Origin of the sequence: Yersinia ruckeri ATCC 29473 (genome assembly GCF_000754815.1) — a bacterium.
Lineage (GTDB): Bacteria > Pseudomonadota > Gammaproteobacteria > Enterobacterales > Enterobacteriaceae > Yersinia > Yersinia ruckeri.
Genome location: NZ_KN150747.1, coordinates 1,016,130 through 1,033,212, shown reverse-complemented (window position 1 = coordinate 1,033,212; position 17,083 = coordinate 1,016,130). Strand labels below are relative to the sequence as shown.

Genomic DNA, 17,083 nt, shown 5'->3' with positions numbered 1-17,083 from the left:
CCTGAATAGGGCAGACAGCATCTGCCCTGAAAATGAGGGGATTACTGAAGCTGTACGCGTTCGCCTGCGTTAATGGCATCCATTAGCGTTTTACGCAGCTGTTCCAGCGCTTTGTCGACCTGTTCGGCGTTATCCAGCGTTGTCACACCCGCTGCTCGTTCCATCGTTTTACGTGTATTGACGTAAATGGTTTTTTTAAGCTTCGGTTTGGGTTCAGTAGGCGGCACTACGCCTCCTGATTCAGGCTCTGGTTTGATCTCTTTTTTACGCAGCTCTTCAACCCAGGCGTTCAGGCGCTCGTTCGCTTTAAGTAACAGCGCGCGTACCTCAGACTGTTCGTCCATGATTTGAGGGATTAGACCATTTTGCTCCACTTTTTTGCGCGACTGTTGCATTGGATGCAAGAGCGTATGCTGCAAATCAGGCGGAACATGCATCTCCTGCATGCTCTGCTTCAGATCTTCAATGTGGTTGATAATCTGCATAAGCGCATGGTTGCGATATTCCTCCACCAGACGCTGGTTAACAGCCTCAACGGTTTCAATCAGCGGGATAATACGATGCAGTTCACCGTAAGGTCGCGGCTTTCCGTAGATAGCCTCCAGTTCCCGAAGTGTATTTTGGGCGGTATCGTCTTTTTCCAGCGCATTACGGTTAGCTTTAAAACTGCCGTTCAACGCGGCACTCAGACGTTGCCAGGTGGCATACTGGTTCTTGTAGAAGCTGACCAGATCGTCCCAGTCTTCTGCAAAATCTTTGAGGTCGTCAGCCGCTGCGGTAACTTTTTCAATAACCGCATACTCTTCTTTCTCACTGAGAATCCCGTTCAGCAGCACCAGACCTTCTTCAATCTCTTTACGACCGGGATTTTGCCCGCTCTCGGATCTGGTTTTAAAGACAGTCAGTTCACTCTTCCAACGGCCAAACAGTTCGCGAATGTGGGACACTAGCGACTGCTCTTCACGCTCGTTGAACGGTTCCCCGGCAATGTCTGCCATCAGCTGCGCGGCTTTGGTTAACTGTGCTTCGTCATGGCGACGAATTTTAAGCAGCCGTAAATCGCTGTAGCGACGTGAATTATTAAACGCATCCCACGCTTGTTTCAGCGCGATTTCGCTACCCTGTAAGTTGAAACTGTATTTGCCGCTCCGCGCCAGGCGAGCCACCAGCAGTTTGACTTCATCTTCCGGCCAGCCAAACGGACGGCGGCCAAACGTGGTGAGGATATCCCGCAGGTAAACTGGCTTATGAGTATCAATACTCATGCTTATCCAGTTATCCACTTCACGCATCGCCTCCGGGTTAGACTCTTCCATTTCTCCTAAATCAAGCTGCGTATCGTTTTCTACCGTTAGCAGCGCATGGGTTTCACGGTTCACATCCCCGGTACTGAGACGCAACATTTTCAATTTGGAGAAACTGTTTTCGATCACGTAGCCGCAAGCAGCATCCACAATCGCCACCGGCGAGGAGGATTTTTTATCCAGCCGTTCGCCCAAGGCCCAGACATCAGACTGCGCCAAAAGGGCTTCAATCTGCGTTTTGAGTGTTTTTTCGCGCATGCCATTTTCACGGCCTTTTTCGGCCAACAGCGTTGCTTGCTCTGGGCGTTGCCCACTTTGCTTACTGAGGAAAGATTTAGTCTGTGCATACATGGTCAGGTCTTGCCAGGTACGAGCTTCATCAGGCAGATAAATCAGAATGCAGTCTTTACTGTCCGTCATCAGCAGACTGTTGGAATGTGCACTTCTATAGCTTTCGTAGTTCGAATCCAGCGGCGTAAGGATTTTAACCACCAGATCGTTGAGATTCGCACCATCCAGCGGGTGTCCGTTACAGAAACGACTGATATCAAAATCCTGCTTGTTCGCCGGATAACGGTACTTTTTGTTCTTCAGGATCTCGTCAAAAATGATAGTCGAGAGCTGTTTATTGATGGTGGTGAACTCAATGTCGATATTGCGGATTTCGTTTTCGATCTCTTTTTCTTCATTGGTGAGGAAAACGAATTTGTCATCAATACGCGAGATCAGCATCTCAGCCTGCAGACGATTAAGGCTGGCTTCAATCTGTCGACGCAGTTCCACTTTATCGGTATCAATACGATCAATGGAAAGCGTGACCAGATTATCCAGGGTACTTTTCAACACATCGACATAACGGATAAGGAACAGTGTCTTTAACAGCTTGCCGTCAAATTCCGTCAGCGATGAAGACTGGCAGGCCTGAATAATGGTGCGGCTAACTGCAGGTTCCAGGAAACTTTCAATCGCGGAATAGAAACGCCAGAACGGGACCAGGCTGTCCAGGCCATCGGCAGAGATTTGCACAGCGGCTGACTGGAAGGCATCTAGCAGAGAGCGCTCCCCCATTGCCAGCTGCTTACCCGCAGCCCCTTTGGTACGGATCGATTCAAAGACCTTTTGTAGGATCTGGTAGTGCCATGGCACAAACGGATAGTTATCAACGAATTCTTTGCTGTTTGAGTAGGCGCGCAGAGTGGCTGTGGTTGTTGTGTCGAACGCCAACTGGTTACGTAGAATGTCGCCTTTTTCCTGCCAGACGGCTTCCAGCGCCGGTTTTGCCGTATCGGTTTTCACCAACAGTCGTTTCTGGATAACTTCTGAAGTATTGGAGCTGGAGAGCTGCAAGCGAGTGGAGAAGCGTCCCTGAATTTTGGAGAAGTCCTGACCATCGCGGCTACTCATACCGCCAATCGCGGCATTGATGTCAGCCTGAGACGTCACAATCACCCATGCGCGACCACCGCAGATAACGCCCAGGTTTTCAGTGATAGTTTGCAGTTTCAGCATCATCTGGGCATCTTTGCCAATGAACTGACCAACCTCATCGACCATAAACAGAATGTTACGGTTGCCCTGGATGTCGAGCCACTCTTTGACCCACGTACAGAAGTTCTTAATATCCAGCGGGAAGTTCTTATCCAGTTGTTCGATCCACTGGCGAGAGGACTCCTCACTCTGCTTGGTAGCGATGCTTAATGCCTTCGCCATCTGATCGTTGATCATCAGATAGACATCACGTTCATCTTCCCAGTGAGAGCCTGTAATGTCGGCAAAGGCGGCTTTAAACGTATCAAACTGACCGCGTTTATCGAGCTCGCGCTCCAGGTGTGCAATGTGTGGGAAGTCCCCGCAATAACCAGCAAGCTCGTTAAACACTTTCAGGAAAACTTTGAGGATCGCATCAACGCCGTCTTCAACGTTTGCGCGAGAATCAATATTGAACAGCACCACATCGGTCGGATGTTGAACCGCTTTGCGAATATCGGCCAATAGCAGTGCATCATCAATTTTCTCTTCAAAGAAGGAGAGCGCATTACGCGTGACGCCATTGTGGCTAACTTCGCGGTTCGCCAGCAGATAGGAAAGGATCTTAATGAAGTGTGATTTACCGGACCCAAAGAAGCCGGAAACCCAAACCCCCATCTTATCGGCAAGTTGCAACCGACCGGGGCCTGTGGCGGGGGCATACACCTCGAAAAACTGGCGCAGGTGACCATCCAGCTCTCGGGTAATGACATACTCATCCAGTTCAACCCAGGCACTTTCGTCATCGGTCTGCTCGGCTTTAACCACGCCGTTAATATTACGTTTTAGCGGTTTTTCGAAAATCTGTTCAATATTCATTGCTGTCGTCTTTTAACGAGGGTTCAAAGTCGCCGCAGGACCGGTTTCGGGTACCAGTCTGAAGGCTCGGTAATAGTTACGGGAGTTAATGCCAGCTAGAGGAGACAGGTCATATCCACTGTAATTGCCTGGATAGAACATCAGAAGTGGCGTAAAACCCATGACATCCTGTAAAGCACTCATGAGCTCATGCCCGCGCACCAACGGCCAGGCGTTGCCGAGCCCAGTCAGAATGACAAATTGCTGGGCGGGAAGATCTACCGTACGGGCAATATATTCAGCGATTTTTTTCTGACTGAGTGGTGCAGCCAGATGCTTTTTCAGTGCTTCCAGCCCAAGTTCAGGTTCACGCTGGCAGATACGCTCGAATAGCTTACGTTCTTCCAGCATGTCGATGATGACCTGAAAAATATTCAACTGGGTGAATGTGTATTTTTTTTCTAGTTTCTTAAAAAGAAACGCCAGGTACTCACGTACCTGTAGCTCCTGCTGTGCCGGATAATCAAAAATCCAGAAGCCAATCTCATTGCCGGAGCCCTGGTTTTTTAAAAAACGGTCATCGCCGATACGCTCTTCTAACTGCTTTAAACGGTAATCAAGGATTGGGTCATTCATGCATTGCCCTCCAGGATTGGCAGAAGTTCGGCTTTGTTTAAACGATGCAACGCCGCAGCGACATCAGGTAACAGGAAAATAGTTTGAAGATTCCGACGGCGTGGAGTGTCCAGGTATCCGGCTTCTGCCAGGGCCTTAATCAGGTTGTTGCCCATTTTTTTGATAGATGAATCAGAGAAAGTCGTAAGTTCTGGGTGTAAACGCAGATTCTCATCCACAAATTCATTCCAGCAATTTACGCCGAGTTTTTCTTTAAACTGCTGACGTGCCGGGTTCACGACATCAGCTACAAATTCCGCGACAATCGGCGACTGAATCATCAGAGCCACTAGTAGCATTTGCAGACGTTCACTTTCACTACCATTAACTATCAGCTGCCAGCACTCGCGATCCAGCGTCATTAGTCGAAGTTTTATTGTTCTGGCGTATCGATTCGCAGTACTTATGGAGGATGCCTGAAGGATATTTTCATCGATTATTTGCTGCTGCCAGGTCATTTCGTCTGGTTCAGAAAGCAGTAACTCAGCAATAGTCCGGCTCTCTCTAACCATCAGCGGACCGCCCAGCAGATCGCCAATCCAGCGTTTATCATTTTTTATCATGGTATTTGTCATCAAAAATCCGGAATGCTGCTCGCAAAAATCAAGTAATGATTGTAGTCGGCATGCACGGGAGAAGCTATGACTATGGTCAGCATAATTAGTCACGTGCATCATTTGTGGCGTAAATTTCCATGGCATATTGCGATAGGGCTCCAACGAATACAGCACCAAAACCGGACGGCAATGTTAAACCAATGGCGCTCGGGTACGACGTCGTGTTCGCCGCCTCCCATTCGTCATAAAGTACCCCAATATTGGGGTTACAGCTTGGGGGGGATATAGTCTGCACCCGTGAAATTCTGAGATCTTATTGCAGACGGCGTCGCGCGAGTCAAGTGGCGCGGCTGTGCCAACGTTCCCCTTGATGAAAGTACAAATGCAGTGCTTGTTGGCGGCGACGGCGCAAAACATCAAGAAGATGGCGCTATTGACGCTATTGTATTGTTTATTAATGATATATTCCGTTCAAAATAGCGCAGCAGGATGCGGAAACATGTTGAGGGTGTTGCTAAAAAATCTGAGTGACTGGCCGGGGAAAAATATCGCGAACGCGACCTTCGGTCGCTAGAAAGACAGAACCCCACCCAAAAGTGGGGTTCGTCAGCAGCCTGAGCCCGTTTTAAGCAGGCTCAGGTCTCGATACCTGTGGTTGAAGCTAGTGGGTATTATCGATGAGCATCGTGAATTTCGACAGCCGGTTCGAGTTTGACGCTTATCTTAGGAAGGTTATACAAGTTTAAGGGCTGGTTTCGCAGCAGGTGAAGAATGCCCTCCACCACCGACAGCCGCAACGCCGAATAACAAACTAGATAGCTCATCCAGCGGAATATTTAGTTTTTTGGCAATCACTGGCAATGTCACACCTTCAGCCTGAAGCATTGATAAAACTCTATCAATGATCAGTGATCTTTCCCTTTCGATTCCACCTGGTTCCCCATAACGGTAACCTTTGGTAGAGGCATCTCTCATTAGACTGTTATACTGCCACTCAGATAATCCGCCCAAATTCCGCATACGAACGATAAGCGCGATAGCTGAGACGATCCAGTTCGATTTAAGCTGAATAATCTTATCTAATGTGGGAACAACCATTTTGACTGCCAGCACGTTCTCTTTTGGCATAAGGAATGCGGAAGCAAATGAATCCGCCTCTTTCTCGATGTCAGCTCCTTGCAACACACCATGCCGATGCATGACCAAATGTCCTAGTTCGTGAGCCGCATCAAAACGACTTCTCTCACCTGTTTTTTTTGTGTTCAGGAAAATATAAGGGATGCTGTCTTTCCAGAATGAAAATGCATCAATATCAGCAGTGTTCTCTGACAAGAAAAATACTTTAACGCCATTTTTTTCCAGGAGATGAACCATGTTAGGAACACTTTTCTTCCCAAGATGCCACTCTTCCCTCAGCGCCTCAGCAGCAGCCTCTGGAGTGGTGCCTCTCATGTCAGGAAGGCTGGGAACTGGCAAATTGAATCTGGCATCAAAATAGTTCGCGACAATAACCCCGAGTCCTCCAGCACCAATTGCTGCATGCTGATCGGCAGCTTTTGTTCTTCGTAGCGATCGGAATGACACCGTAGATGGATCTATATTTTCAAGATCATCACCGAAGAAAAATGACTCTGGATAACTCAATGCTTTTGAGTAAGCAATTACCGTAGCTGGAGTGGGTTCATACAGGCAATATTCTTTTTCATACTCGATGACGATACGTGAAGACAATCCTGTCGCTTCGGCAAGCTCTTTCAGCGTCAATTTTCTCCTGATTCGTGCCAGCTTAAGTCTGGAAGGATTAAACAGACGCCTGCTTTCTTTATCGTTTGTATTCATTTCATTTCAATAGAAATAGAAATAGAAACATCATCTGTGAAATCTTCTTCTGGGAAGATGTCTGCACCATCAAACGGTAGAGGACTGATAATTAACCTCTCGCTCCAGTAATTGACTTTCGCGAAACCATTCACCACCTTCATGCCTACAGGGAAAGAAATCTCACAGCGGATTTCTTGCTTGCTCGCATCATAGTAGTAAAGCACGATATATGTTTTAGTGCTGTCAGCAGAAGAAACTGGAATCAGAGCTAGGCCATCGGTTGAGTGCATAGGATGTTCTGACGGGAACATTTCAATCGTATCGGAGTTACTGCTCACGATACTCATTGTCGCTTCCCCTTTCGCATTTTTAGTCTTCGGCCATCCATCAGCTAGTCCTGTATCTTTATCCCCTGATGTGATGATCAGATTGATGCTATGCGTTGGGTTGGATACTAGCTCCATGCGATTTTGACGTACCATTGTCCATCCGCAATCTTTGGAAATCAATACGCTACGCAGCGATGCAACCAACTCACTCCAGAATCGAAAACCACCATCAATCACAGGGTGTAGTTTCGTTGTGCGACGCCTCTCGTAAAGAGTCGCGGTTAGGGCATCGATAATGTCCTGTTCATCAATTCCCATTTTCGCCAAGCAAGTCTGGGAGTCCTGCTGAGAAAAGGTCCTGCATTGTGGCACGTTCATAGATGGAACCCTTTGAGTTAATCACTTCATGATTTTTGCATAAAAATTATGGATAAATCAAGAAGTGAAATGTTTTATTCTTCCACTTCAGTGAAGATGCGCTTTGGAGCAAAAATTTACGGGGATGGTTGGCAGACATGGCTCATCCGTCCCATGAGGGCTGATATTGATGCAAGCAGTAGGCGGAAATCGTGGGGAGGTTGGTGCCGATTAATTGCTAAACAAGATGCTATTGGCGGGATTGGGCAATACGTTCATTTAACCAGCTTTCTACTTCGCTTTTTAGCCACCGAGAACTTCTCCCCATTTTAATGGGTTTGGGGAATGAGCCATCTTTTATCAGTTTGTAAAACCACTTATCAGTAAGCTGCGTGAAACCAGTGATAAATACCATATCGACAAGTTGATCGTTTAGAAGGGATGGGGTGGGGGTATTCATGATTAAATCTCCTTTAAGTGAGTAAAGGAGGAATGAACTGCCTTCAGGTGTGTGACAGCCTTCCTCAGTGGATGGAAGGCCATGTAAAAAACTAATGATGTCCTGTTTGTTTATTGTGTTGGATACCCTTCAGTACCTCTCTCTTAGCGTCTTTGTGGTTTTTTCGTGCAGTCTGTCGTGTGAGCTTGTTTTCCTGTTCTTGTTTGTCATATATGGAACTTCCCGCAGAGCGGATCCTGTTGCTGTATATTTTGGTCCTGTGCTTCGCCATGTATTCGGTGCGTTCCATGAGTTTTTTGTAGTCGTCTGTGGCTTTCAGATTGGCCCGGTTAAGGCGATAGCAGGGAGACTTACAAAAATAGACCAGACCACGATATTCCTTACCTTCCAACTTCAGCGCACTCAGCCACGCATTGATAATCAGGTCAGCCAGATTCCCCTCTTGCCAGTAGTTGCCCAACGAGTTGAAAACGTCCATATTGAACATAAGCAGTGTGTGATAATGAATCTTTTTGCCGCACTGATTATTCTCCCTCACCCAGATGTAGTGCAGCTCAGAGTAATGCACCTGTTTGCCGGGATTTTCCTTCTTTTTTCGTTTGTATCGCGCTTCAAGTCTTGATGTGATTGCTGCCATAAAGGCTTTCATCGCTTTATTGCCTTCAACGTCATAGTTATCGGGAAAGCGCAAGTCAACGCGAATAACCAGTAACCGTGGGTGCGTTATTAGAGCATTGCGCACGGTACTACCGAATCGTGCTAGATAAAGATAATTATGCGTTGCCAGATTGATCGGGTATGTTTTATTGGGTTGTTTATCCGTCATGGTTCTTACTCTTGATTTGTTATATTTACAAAAAGTCGGCGTCTCATAAAGACATCCGTAAGAGATGTACATAAATCACTTACACTTAGGGAGAGTGTCTTGCAATGCCATTTATTTACATTTGTAACTTAATACCATGCATGTATTTTAATTATTTCATAAGCCATCAAGACTTATCCTGATACATTTTGTTCCTCACACTGATAAATAACATGATGAATACATAGTATTGCAACTAATAAGTTACCTTTGCCATCATCAGAGTTGGCTATGGCTTACTCATATGAGATGTTGGGATGCTTGTGGGTTAAGCGGCGCATTAGTATTTCATAGTATTGTGATGAGGGTTTTTTAATGTTGATTTATAATTTCATTGCATTGTTTTATTAGGTTGTTTTTTTCTGTATTTGTTTTTTTATTATTAGGTTGGTGTGCTTTCTTTCATGAATATATATTATTATTGTTGTATATATATTATTGTTATATGTATTACTCTTGTTGTATATATATTATTAATAACCGACAGTACTTCATGCATCCCCTAAGAACGTCATGTCTTGCAGCACTAAGTTCTTGTGGGGCTAGCGTGTATTGTTTGCTGCTTATTTTTACTCTGAAGTTAGCTTTTCATAAGGAATAAAAAAACTACGTAAATGAACTGTGGAGTTCGACGTTTCATCAGCATGATTTTACGTGTTCGGCATGGTTAATGATGACTCCCTTCATATGCATATACGTACTGTAAATATTCAGGTTTCAGGCTATCGGAAAGGATCGGGTCTGGACTATCAACGACGATGCATGACGCCTGTGCAACAGGGCTGATGAAGTTACGAATAGGGAAAACAGTCTCGCCTCTTCTGATGGTAAGCGCAGTATTTTTTTACAGTACACGCATCATAGCCATGGTTCCCATGGCTTCCTCCTTCCCTGTAATGCTTAATATCTCTGTAATTTCCTTAAATAGAGTGTTTTTATAATATATTGATTATTATTTTTTTGTTTAAAAGTAAGGTTCTTTATAAAGATTACTTTTGATATTAATCATGATGTAAAGTAACTTACTTTGATGTTTCTCATCGACGAAAAAGGACTAGAGGGTATGGCAAGTAAGCACAAAATAACGGCGTATATCTCTGACTCGACTACTTATGAGTGGGCTAAGAATACTGCCACAGAAAGAGACCTTACAAAGTCTGGGTTTCTTGAATCACTAATCAAACAGGAAATGCAACTGGGACGGAGTAGATCGAAATTAAGACCGGCATTAACAATTTATGATACCTATCATCCACCTGTTCAAATGTTGACGTATTCAGGTAACTACATTATTGGTAGCAGTATTCCGAATTCATCTCCGGTACTGGATGTGGGGAATTTAATTGGTATGATCACGGATGGAGTGAATATGGGGATTCATAATGATTTTCATGAGAAGGCATTGGGTCACTATATTCGTCAGCCACAAGGTGTATTTGATGTTGTTTTTTTGAAGACGTTCTTTGAGGGGAGAGTTTATGAAGATCCGCATGTTAACTCAGTTAATGTTTCCTATAACGTTATATATTTGCCTCTCATTATTACTCAAGAAGTATGGGATGAATATGGTGGGTGTTGTGACTTTTTTAGTATCAGGTATTTGAGACAAACAGATATTGTAAGATCGGAGTGGAAAAGATCATTATCTGGAAAATATACCGGCATTATGCCTTTGTTTGAAAGAATGAAGTATAGCAATGATGTTGGAGGTTTCTTTATTCCTGTATATCAGACACCCAAAAAACTTGAGGACAGATTGGAGGGAACTGATTTGGGGAAAAAACGTTCATTCGGCAATAATATTTTTATGGGGGTAGGACCAACATATAAAAAAGAGCGCTTTTGTTTAAATGGGAGTGACCTACTAAGAAATTTATATTAACAGGCTGATTTCACTTGGATATATTTTGAGAAAGATATTACTCCTGTAGTAATCAATTGATTTATTATCTCAGGTGATATCAATGAATAAAGAGTTCAATGTTAACTCGTTACTAAAATCGGTACTTTCTCCTTTTCCTGCTGATACAGCCCACTGTATCAGCCATCATCTCTCCCGTACCATTCTCAAACATGTACATCAGTGCATTCATTACGAACCCACTATTGGGGTTATGGGAAAGACCGGTGTGGGTAAATCAAGCCTCTGCAATACCTTATTCAATCCGCCCCCCGCCAAGGTCAGCGCCATTAAAGGATGTACCCGCCGTGTACAAACGTATCAATGGGCTCTTGCGCCGCATGCGTTGCTCATCGTGGACTTTCCGGGAATAGGTGAAACGCCCGAACTTGACCGCATCTATACGCGGTTATATCAACACTGGCTGGGTCAACTGGACCTGATTATCTGGGTGCTTAAAGCTGATGACCGGGCATGGAACGATGACATTCGTTGCTATCGGCAATTGATTTCGCAGGGAGCAGACCCCGTGCGCTTTCTTTTCGTCCTCAATCAGGCTGATAAAATTGAACCCTGCCGGGAGTGGGACCTCGTCACTCACCAACCTTCTTTACGTCAGCAACAGCACTTGCAGGTAAAAATAGCGCAGGTCAATACGCTGTTTTCACCCCGACATCCTGTTCTGGCAGTATCAGCATCGGAGGGGTTCAATATGCTTCTCTGGGCCGAAACCTTCATTCGTGCTTTGCCGGATAACGCCAGCAGTGCAGTCACACGCCAACTGGAGTCGGGTTATCGTACGGAGAACGTGATCAACACGGCGCGCGACAACTTTGCCCGTGGCGTGGGCGATATTTTCGATGATGCGCTCTCTGCAATGCAAACCACCGGTGCGCTGGTGCATCAGCTTAAACGGCTTCGCCACCGACTGCTTTCGGTTGTTCACGCTGTCTGGCATTTCCTGTTCTGATTTCTCACGGCCAACGGTTTATTCGTTCGATCTGTTTCGCCGATCGAACACCTATTTATGATAGCTATAGACTATCAATAATTGATTTTATCATCAATAAACCAATAGGTTTCAACGATCGGTTTTGGCTTATTGATCTTAATTAACGATTATCTCTCTTTCCCACATCTCGCTACGATCCCCTTTCCAGAACGGTCGTCACCCCTTAATTTCTGTCTACTTATTAATGAATACAGGAGTATTCCCATGATGCAACGCAGTTTCCCTTATCCGGCCTTTGTGCTGCACAATACGAGGTCCCCATGCTAAAACCTTATCCTCTGTCCAAGCAGGACGGCTATGCCTGGGCTCTGGCCATTGTTCCTCCACTACTCTGGGCCCCCTTATCCATTTTCTTTTCTAAAGAGATTGCCCTTGGCTTTTATCTGGTTCTCTCCCTGGTTTGGACCCTTCTTGACCGGTTAAGCCTGATGAAGCAAGAAAAAGTACCGCCTTCGTTTTGGTATTTTCTGCTACCCATAGTTTATCTGCGGCAACGTGACGAACGTCAGGGGAAACCCTGGCGTTTGTTGCAGGTGTGGCTGATGTGTACTGTTTTGTCGGCGATAGCCGGTGAGCAATTCAAAAAGCAGTCGCGCACCGAAAGACTTGCACGGAGTGCTTGTTCTACTGTTACCCAGCTCATGAAACAGGAAGGTATTGATGAACGCTGTATTCGCGTGACGGACTTAAAGGAAGAGGTCAGCGGGCGTTTTTATCAGGCACAGGCCCTGATGAACACCGGTAATAAAGAGCCGATGACGATTGAAGTCAGGGGTAGGGATATTTATGTCGTTTTACCTGAGTGGGAGGAATGAAAATGAAAGGTCAATTTAAAAGTCTCGTCCGCGTTTTTCTCTTAAGCACTGGGCTGTTGTTGTCATGTGTACATGCAGTACAGGCTGACAATTCGCGCTGTGCAAAACCTGTTTTTTATGCCAAAACGCTCAACCATAACAAAGAAGTCACCATCTGCATGGATACCCCTTACGTGTCTTATTCTTTTGGTAAGACCGGCACCCCACATAAAGAGATGGATATCACTGTTCCGGCAGCCAACACCACTTACGCATACCAGAATAATCAGGTTATCAGCATTCAGGAGTTCACTGTCAGAAAGGGTGATACCCGCTATCAGGTCTCCGCCGGAACAAACGATGACGGTGAGCCCGTCGCGTCACTCTACGTTTATAAAGGCGCGCCGGACACCGGAAAACTGCTGGCAGAGATAAAACTCGATACCCATACGGTGGTGAATAACATTAGCCACGCACTGGCAGATGACGGTATTGCTGAATCAGGTAGCCTTTAATTGCCCACAAAAGGAGTGAGCAAGTGAACGATAACTTTCTGATTGTGCAGGGCGTTCCACAGGCATCGCAAAATGGCCTGTTTCTTCCCGTCACTGTCACACCGTGGTTGAATTTTGTTACACAAACCAGAGCGATACCATGAATATCATCAATATCCTGAATTCAAGAAAAGTCAAAGTGGCCCTGGCCGTGATGATAACACTCATGCTGTTAGTGACAGTCGCCGTCTCCGAGCACGGGATCAGCATCCTGTCTCTTATCACCGCAGTTTTCTGGGGCATTGTCAGTTGGCTTATTCTCAGTTTGGTTTTTCGCATCCTCTCTCATTATCTCGTCACTCAGTCGAAGGGGACCGTCACGAGGAAATCTGGGCGAGGTTCGACTGACGCTCATCAGGAGGACTAAAATGATACTTGTCCTTTTACTTTGGATTATGGCTTCGGCTTTCATTGGGTGGTGCGCCAGCTCAAATGGACGGTCATTCTGGCTGTGGTTTATGGTGTCATTGTTACTCGACCCGTTATTCGGAGCAGTGCTTTATATCATGGTCGTGAAATCAAAATGACAAAAGGTAGGCTAAAAAGAGCCGGTATTATTTATCTAAAATTCTGTCTTATGTATGTCCTTATACTCATAGTGGGATACGGTCTGCTCATCTGGTATCTCGGGGATTAGCCGTTTCGGTCAGATCCCCCCCATTTTCATCGTGTGTGTGTTATTGAGTGATTTGGCGGCTGGAGAAAGGGTATGAATACATCCCGCCAACGTCCGGCATTATTGCACCCATAACTGAATAGCGATATCACGATGCTTATTCACCACTGACTTTACTCTTTATACATCGTCACCCTACTGGCCCTCAGTCTATTTAGACTGGGGGCCTTTTATTTGGAGAAAACACTGATGACTCGTTTAGCGTCCCGTTTTGGTCGGGTGAACTCTGTTCGCCGCGACCGTCCCCTGACCCATGATGAACTGGCCTACTATGTGCCCAGCGTGTTTGGCGAAGACAAACATGCCTCCCGCAGCGCCCGATACACCTATATCCCTACTATTACACTATTGGATAAGTTGCGTGAAGAAGGGTTTGTGCCGTTCTTTGCCTGCCAGACCCAGGTACGAGACCCCGAGAAACGTGATTATACCAAACATATGCTGCGCTTGCGGCGCGTCACTCAGATAGCCGGTCAACAAGTACCTGAAATTATTATGTTAAACAGCCACGATGGCAGCAGTAGCCACCAATTAATTCCCGGCATGTTTCGTGCAGTCTGTGCGAATGGGTTAATCTGTGGTGAGTCTTTTGGCGATATTCGTGTGCCACACCTGGGCGATATAGTGGATAAAGTGATCGAAGGCGCGTATGAGGTACTGGGGATTTTTGACCGGGTAGCAGAACAACGTGAAGGCATGCAGGCATTAATGCTGTCAGCGGAGCACCAACATGCATTGGCCCATGCTGCACTGACCTACCGTTACGGTGAGGAGCACCATCCCGTCACGGAGTCCCAAATCCTGATGCCTCGACGTTGGGAAGATAAAAAAGATGACTTGTGGACAATTTTTCAAAGGCTGCAAGAAAATCTGAGCAAAGGGGGATTATCGGGTCGCAGCGCCACAGGCAAACGGGCACAAACCCGTGCTATCAATGGTATTGATGGTGACATCAAACTCAATCGCGCGCTGTGGGTCATGGCCGAGCAGCTTAAGCAGGCAGTGGCGTGACCCAGCCTCATAGCTTCGGTGACGATCGATTTCAACGATCGGTTTCGCGTTATTGATCTGCACAACCCATTATCTTTTCTCTTTACCCATCGATAAAATTGATAGGGTTACCTGTCAGCAAAAGGTTTTTAAAACAGCGGTCAGGCACAGGCGTTATGCCAATATTCAGGGAAAACCACCGCCCGTTATCCCCACGATAACGGGTTTTTAATCTAAGAGATGATGCCTCTCCCATGTCCTGCCTTCACTCACGACTTTAAATATTAAATCACATTCTTAATCCATTCCATAAACAGGCTCCCCGGTTTCCCCGGAGGAGCCTGTTTTGCTATTAACCGATAATGACACAAGGACTTTTCTCATGAACCAACACCGCAATACCGAAACAAACGAACTCACCGCCACCCGGGTTTCTGATGCGCAACGCATCCATTTCTGGTCAAAGTACTTTGGTCAGGTGCCTAAATGGGTATTGATTGAACCACAGTTTTTTCGTTGGCTGGACCTATTATGCGAAGACTATCACGGCGACTTCTGGGACTTCTACACCTTGCCCAACGGCGGGGCATTTATGGTGCCGGGCACGGAGCAAGACTATGTATTGTTTAACGCACTCAATGGCAATGGGGCCACCGTCAGTCGTGAAGCTGCCGGTATCATCGCCTGCCTGATGGCTTACAGTCACCATGCCTGCCACACCGAGAGTGAGGCCATGACCGACCACTTTTACCGATTGCGCGAATATGCCTTACAACACCCTGAAAGCCAGGCCATTTTTGACTTGATTGACTGATGAACAGGAGTTCCCCCATGCCACATCAGCCTATGCGGGCTTCACTCCCCACCTTGCCTTTTGCCCAGCAACAGATTATCAGCCAGGCACTGGCGATACTGGAAACCCAACTCCGACACCGGCCCTACACCTTGACCTCACCCGAGGCAGTGAAAGCCTGGCTGCAACTCCATCTTCGCCCTCAGGGGCGGGAGTGTTTTATGGTGCTATTTTTGGACAACCGCCACCGCTTGATGGCCAGTGAAACCGTTTCTGTCGGCACCTTTAATGCCACCACAGTGTACCCCCGCGAAGTCGTTATTCGGGCACTGCACCACCGCTGCGCTGCCGTTGTCATCGCCCACAATCATCCGGCCGGAGACCCCACACCGAGCCAGGCTGACCGCACACTGACTGCCCGACTGGTTAATGCGCTGAACATGGTCGACATCCGCGTACTGGACCACCTGATTATCGGTGAGAGCGAGCCGGTTTCGTTAGCCGAGTTGGGGTGGCTGCCATGTTAACGACTATCCAACAAACCCACATCCTGACCCTTCGGGGTCTGCAATGCAGTACCGCACATATCACCGAGGGTGACAATGCGCTGCTGTACCGGATATCCCATTGTCAGGTGGCATTCGGCGATGGCGAATGGATCCATTTTACCGGCACAGGCTATCTGATTCGACTTAATGCCGGGAACCACCCGGTATTGCGACTCAGACAGTTGGGCCTCTCCAAAGCCTGCCGCTGTCTGGTCACCTCATTGATGAAACGTCATGGGCTAACCTACCTACATATTGATGCCCTGGGCGATGTGTTGCCCGGTTTCGCCACATTCGACTGGTGATACAAGACTACCCCCAACGACGCGGTAACAGCGCTCGTCGCCTGACTTAATCCCGCATTATCCACATTGAGAACATCTCCATGAAACCACGCCCCACAGCGCAGGGTGCATTGCCCGTGCCTGTTATTTATCAACAACTGCTCGCTTTTCTGCTGGAGCACCACTATGGCCTGAGCCTCAACGATACGCCCTATCACGATGAACAGGCGATTGCACAACAGATAGAACAAGGGATTTCAGTCGGTGACACCATTAATGCCCTGGTTGAGAAATATGCCTTAGTGCAAATTGGTCGTAACGGGTTCAGCGCACTGGCGCAAGACCCGATGTTAAGCAAAGGCGATATCGTGCGGGCTCGCCAGGCTTCGGGCTTGTGGCGTGCTCATTTTCCACCCACGTTGCTGTACCCAACCGAGTCCCTCAATCCTATTCCATAGAGACCGTTAACATGAATAACCACATTACGACTTCCCCAACATGGGGCCTGAAACGTGATATTACGCCGCGGTTGGGAGCCCGACTGGTACAGGAGGGAACACACCTGCACTTTCTGAGTGACAGAGCCAATATTGTCGGCACCTTTTCCCCTCAAGCCGCTCAGGCTCTTGATGTGGCATTCCCAGCGCTGATAACCAAACTGGAGTCGCAGTTGCTGTCCGGTCAGCTTGACCCTCGCCGTCAGCAGTGCCTTACGGTCCGGCACGGGGGATTTGTCTGTGACGCCGATACGCTGGGCAGTCACGGTTATGTCTATATCGCGGTGTATCAGGAACTGTCTTGAACGGCAGACACTGGCACCTAAAACATCCCTCTTCCCC

18 protein-coding genes and 1 pseudogene are annotated in these 17,083 nt (G+C 47.0%); 12 read left to right on the top strand and 7 right to left on the bottom strand.

The genetic code is table 11. The annotated features are described in order from the left end of the window. Nucleotides 1-41: 41 nt before the first annotated feature. The 3 genes from brxC to DJ39_RS04555 are packed head-to-tail and all read right to left on the bottom strand — an operon-like array spanning nt 42 to nt 4,867. Nucleotides 42-3,650 (bottom strand): BREX system P-loop protein BrxC, encoded by a 3,609-nt coding sequence (brxC, locus tag DJ39_RS04565; protein ID WP_004722527.1) that lies wholly within the window; start codon nt 3,648-3,650, stop codon nt 42-44. Between the two features lie 12 nt (nt 3,651-3,662). Continuing rightward, entirely contained in the window at nt 3,663-4,265 is a 603-nt protein-coding gene (locus DJ39_RS04560; protein ID WP_038251183.1) for a DUF1788 domain-containing protein, read from the bottom strand. Next, nucleotides 4,262-4,867, bottom strand: coding sequence for a DUF1819 family protein (locus DJ39_RS04555; protein ID WP_172460320.1), 606 nt, complete (start codon nt 4,865-4,867; stop codon nt 4,262-4,264). Before DJ39_RS04555 ends, DJ39_RS04560 begins: the two co-directional genes overlap by 4 nt. 361 nt (nt 4,868-5,228) lie before the next feature. Here DJ39_RS04555 and DJ39_RS04550 point away from each other — a divergent pair. Further along, a pseudogene (locus tag DJ39_RS04550) lies at nt 5,229-5,435 on the top strand (IS5/IS1182 family transposase); the annotation flags it as partial. Between the two features lie 158 nt (nt 5,436-5,593). Here the strand turns inward: DJ39_RS04550 and DJ39_RS04545 are convergent. The 4 genes from DJ39_RS04545 to DJ39_RS04530 form a co-directional block, all read right to left on the bottom strand. Further along, nucleotides 5,594-6,700 carry a helix-turn-helix domain-containing protein gene (locus tag DJ39_RS04545; protein ID WP_038251177.1) on the bottom strand — a complete coding sequence of 369 codons (1,107 nt, stop codon included), beginning with the start codon at nt 6,698-6,700 and terminating at the stop codon, nt 5,594-5,596. Beyond that, nucleotides 6,697-7,329 (bottom strand): hypothetical protein, encoded by a 633-nt coding sequence (locus DJ39_RS04540; RefSeq protein WP_230676595.1) that lies wholly within the window; start codon nt 7,327-7,329, stop codon nt 6,697-6,699. Before DJ39_RS04540 ends, DJ39_RS04545 begins: the two co-directional genes overlap by 4 nt. A 289-nt stretch (nt 7,330-7,618) precedes the next feature. Next, nucleotides 7,619-7,828, bottom strand: a complete 210-nt coding sequence (locus DJ39_RS04535) for a helix-turn-helix transcriptional regulator (RefSeq protein ID WP_038251174.1) — start codon at nt 7,826-7,828, stop codon at nt 7,619-7,621. Nucleotides 7,829-7,919: 91 nt separating this feature from the next. Continuing rightward, entirely contained in the window at nt 7,920-8,654 is a 735-nt protein-coding gene (locus tag DJ39_RS04530; RefSeq protein WP_162013031.1) for an inovirus Gp2 family protein, read from the bottom strand. Nucleotides 8,655-9,756: 1,102 nt separating this feature from the next. Between DJ39_RS04530 and DJ39_RS04525 the strand changes: the two genes are divergently transcribed. From DJ39_RS04525 to DJ39_RS04470, 11 genes are all read left to right on the top strand, one after another. Then, nucleotides 9,757-10,575 (top strand): hypothetical protein, encoded by an 819-nt coding sequence (locus DJ39_RS04525; protein ID WP_139127580.1) that lies wholly within the window; start codon nt 9,757-9,759, stop codon nt 10,573-10,575. Between the two features lie 82 nt (nt 10,576-10,657). Next, on the top strand, nt 10,658-11,563 hold the full coding sequence (locus tag DJ39_RS04520) for a GTPase family protein (RefSeq protein ID WP_004722509.1): 906 nt from the start codon (nt 10,658-10,660) through the stop codon (nt 11,561-11,563). Nucleotides 11,564-11,865: 302 nt separating this feature from the next. Then, complete coding sequence (locus tag DJ39_RS04515; RefSeq protein ID WP_004722507.1) at nt 11,866-12,420, top strand: hypothetical protein; 555 nt, start codon at nt 11,866-11,868, stop codon at nt 12,418-12,420. A gap of 2 nt (nt 12,421-12,422) precedes the next feature. Next, complete coding sequence (locus DJ39_RS04510) at nt 12,423-12,914, top strand: hypothetical protein (RefSeq protein WP_230596550.1); 492 nt, start codon at nt 12,423-12,425, stop codon at nt 12,912-12,914. A 139-nt stretch (nt 12,915-13,053) separates the two neighbouring features. Beyond that, entirely contained in the window at nt 13,054-13,320 is a 267-nt protein-coding gene (locus DJ39_RS04505; RefSeq protein ID WP_038251173.1) for a hypothetical protein, read from the top strand. A 498-nt stretch (nt 13,321-13,818) separates the two neighbouring features. Beyond that, entirely contained in the window at nt 13,819-14,640 is an 822-nt protein-coding gene (locus tag DJ39_RS04495; RefSeq protein ID WP_038251172.1) for a DUF932 domain-containing protein, read from the top strand. Nucleotides 14,641-15,001: 361 nt separating this feature from the next. Next, a complete protein-coding gene (locus DJ39_RS04490; protein ID WP_004722500.1) occupies nt 15,002-15,433 on the top strand; it encodes an antirestriction protein in 432 nt (143 codons plus the stop codon). A gap of 32 nt (nt 15,434-15,465) precedes the next feature. Beyond that, nucleotides 15,466-15,939 carry a RadC family protein gene (gene radC / locus DJ39_RS04485; RefSeq protein ID WP_004722498.1) on the top strand — a complete coding sequence of 158 codons (474 nt, stop codon included), beginning with the start codon at nt 15,466-15,468 and terminating at the stop codon, nt 15,937-15,939. Next, entirely contained in the window at nt 15,933-16,265 is a 333-nt protein-coding gene (locus DJ39_RS04480) for a DUF5983 family protein (protein WP_050777623.1), read from the top strand. The genes radC and DJ39_RS04480 overlap by 7 nt, the downstream gene beginning before the upstream one ends. An 80-nt stretch (nt 16,266-16,345) precedes the next feature. After that, nucleotides 16,346-16,702 (top strand): TA system toxin CbtA family protein, encoded by a 357-nt coding sequence (locus DJ39_RS04475; RefSeq protein ID WP_004722495.1) that lies wholly within the window; start codon nt 16,346-16,348, stop codon nt 16,700-16,702. An 11-nt stretch (nt 16,703-16,713) separates the two neighbouring features. Then, entirely contained in the window at nt 16,714-17,046 is a 333-nt protein-coding gene (locus DJ39_RS04470) for a type IV toxin-antitoxin system YeeU family antitoxin (RefSeq protein WP_038251171.1), read from the top strand. The last annotated feature ends 37 nt before the right edge of the window (nt 17,047-17,083 follow it).

Excerpts from the sequence above, each read along its gene's own strand:
- brxC (WP_004722527.1), bottom strand. The coding sequence starts at position 3,650 with ATGAATATTGAACAGATTTTCGAAAAACCGCTAAAACGTAATATTAAC.
- DJ39_RS04560 (WP_038251183.1), bottom strand. The coding sequence starts at position 4,265 with ATGAATGACCCAATCCTTGATTACCGTTTAAAGCAGTTAGAAGAGCGT.
- DJ39_RS04555 (WP_172460320.1), bottom strand. The coding sequence starts at position 4,867 with ATGATAAAAAATGATAAACGCTGGATTGGCGATCTGCTGGGCGGTCCG.
- DJ39_RS04545 (WP_038251177.1), bottom strand. The coding sequence starts at position 6,700 with ATGAATACAAACGATAAAGAAAGCAGGCGTCTGTTTAATCCTTCCAGA.
- DJ39_RS04540 (WP_230676595.1), bottom strand. The coding sequence starts at position 7,329 with ATGGGAATTGATGAACAGGACATTATCGATGCCCTAACCGCGACTCTT.
- DJ39_RS04535 (WP_038251174.1), bottom strand. The coding sequence starts at position 7,828 with ATGAATACCCCCACCCCATCCCTTCTAAACGATCAACTTGTCGATATG.
- DJ39_RS04530 (WP_162013031.1), bottom strand. The coding sequence starts at position 8,654 with ATGACGGATAAACAACCCAATAAAACATACCCGATCAATCTGGCAACG.
- DJ39_RS04525 (WP_139127580.1), top strand. The coding sequence starts at position 9,757 with ATGGCAAGTAAGCACAAAATAACGGCGTATATCTCTGACTCGACTACT.
- DJ39_RS04520 (WP_004722509.1), top strand. The coding sequence starts at position 10,658 with ATGAATAAAGAGTTCAATGTTAACTCGTTACTAAAATCGGTACTTTCT.
- DJ39_RS04515 (WP_004722507.1), top strand. The coding sequence starts at position 11,866 with ATGCTAAAACCTTATCCTCTGTCCAAGCAGGACGGCTATGCCTGGGCT.
- DJ39_RS04510 (WP_230596550.1), top strand. The coding sequence starts at position 12,423 with ATGAAAGGTCAATTTAAAAGTCTCGTCCGCGTTTTTCTCTTAAGCACT.
- DJ39_RS04505 (WP_038251173.1), top strand. The coding sequence starts at position 13,054 with ATGAATATCATCAATATCCTGAATTCAAGAAAAGTCAAAGTGGCCCTG.
- DJ39_RS04495 (WP_038251172.1), top strand. The coding sequence starts at position 13,819 with ATGACTCGTTTAGCGTCCCGTTTTGGTCGGGTGAACTCTGTTCGCCGC.
- DJ39_RS04490 (WP_004722500.1), top strand. The coding sequence starts at position 15,002 with ATGAACCAACACCGCAATACCGAAACAAACGAACTCACCGCCACCCGG.
- radC (WP_004722498.1), top strand. The coding sequence starts at position 15,466 with ATGCGGGCTTCACTCCCCACCTTGCCTTTTGCCCAGCAACAGATTATC.
- DJ39_RS04480 (WP_050777623.1), top strand. The coding sequence starts at position 15,933 with ATGTTAACGACTATCCAACAAACCCACATCCTGACCCTTCGGGGTCTG.
- DJ39_RS04475 (WP_004722495.1), top strand. The coding sequence starts at position 16,346 with ATGAAACCACGCCCCACAGCGCAGGGTGCATTGCCCGTGCCTGTTATT.
- DJ39_RS04470 (WP_038251171.1), top strand. The coding sequence starts at position 16,714 with ATGAATAACCACATTACGACTTCCCCAACATGGGGCCTGAAACGTGAT.